General features: G+C 35.3%; 2 protein-coding genes and 1 pseudogene. All 3 read right to left on the bottom strand.

The annotated features are described in order from the left end of the window. Positions 1-262 (bottom strand): DUF6990 domain-containing protein (locus tag BN338_RS09760; RefSeq protein ID WP_039761861.1); only part of this gene is annotated, 262 nt, incomplete at its 3' end. 49 nt (positions 263-311) lie between these two features. Next, on the bottom strand, positions 312-731 hold the full coding sequence (locus BN338_RS11405; protein ID WP_244427651.1) for an SMI1/KNR4 family protein: 420 nt from the start codon (positions 729-731) through the stop codon (positions 312-314). 156 nt (positions 732-887) lie between these two features. Then, positions 888-1,067 (bottom strand): annotated as a pseudogene (locus BN338_RS13390) (SMI1/KNR4 family protein); the annotation flags it as partial.

Below are 1,067 nucleotides of genomic sequence, written 5' to 3'. Positions count from 1 at the left end.
CTTTTGCAGAAATCAACATATCATCATATTTATAGCGCGACTGTTTTCCAACAGAATATTCCTCAGCAAGGCAATAAGCGGCAGTGGTAAGAGCAACTGATAGCCTCAACCTTCCACCATCCTCTCCATAATCTACAATATCATAAAAAATGCGTATTATACGATCGGAGAGATGATAATAAGCAAATGTATCTCCAACTTCATCGCGATGAGGCTCCCAACCCAGTCTTTTTAAAATTTCTGTTACATCTTTTGTTTGCATCAGATTTACTTATCAACCCATTCTGCAACATCAGCCAAAGTGTAAGTTTTCATGAATCCTCACCTGCGGTTTCCAGAATTCTTTTACAGAGAAATTCATAAAAGTTACTTGCATAATAGTGGGATTCTCCGGACATTGTCTCACAATAGAGTGGACATTCACCATCCCGAAATTGAGAGTAATCAAAATAAAATGTTTCACCAAAATCAGTGTTACTCACAACGAGCTGATGTGGTTTTGTAAAACCTTTTTTTCTATGATATAAGTTTTTGTCCACAATATCACCAGCAGGATGTTCCTCAAAACTTACGCCATAAAGGCTAAAAATTTCCTCATAACCAATTTCTCCTCCTCCATAATTTTTTAAAAAGTCTTTATAAGAAGTTGTAAACTGTAGGCCAAGAATTTTCTCAGATTTTTCAATTAATTGATCATCAGGCGCATACTTCAGAGTACCAAAATTAATAATATCGCTATATTTATCAACTAATTCTGCAACATCATCTAAGGTTTAGGTTTTCATGAATCTTCCTCGGCGTGTTCTTTAATTCTTTTACATAAAAACTCATAAAAATTACTTGTGTAACACTGAGGATCTCTAGAAAGGCTAAATATTTCCTCATCATCAATTTCCCCGCCTCCATAGTTTTTTCCAAAAACTTTTGTAAAAAGGTATAGGTTGCGGACTGGGAGTGTTCTCTATCTCTTCAATCGGTTGATCACCATCATGTATCTCAACCCCCGCGTGTACTTTAATTCTTTTGCAAAGAAATTCATAAAAATTGCTAGCATAATATTCGCAATC

Origin of the sequence: Bartonella queenslandensis AUST/NH15 (genome assembly GCF_000312585.1) — a bacterium.
Lineage (GTDB): Bacteria > Pseudomonadota > Alphaproteobacteria > Rhizobiales > Rhizobiaceae > Bartonella > Bartonella queenslandensis_A.
The sequence above is the reverse complement of the archived record's forward strand: the minus strand, read 5'-3'. Positions and strand labels throughout refer to the sequence as shown.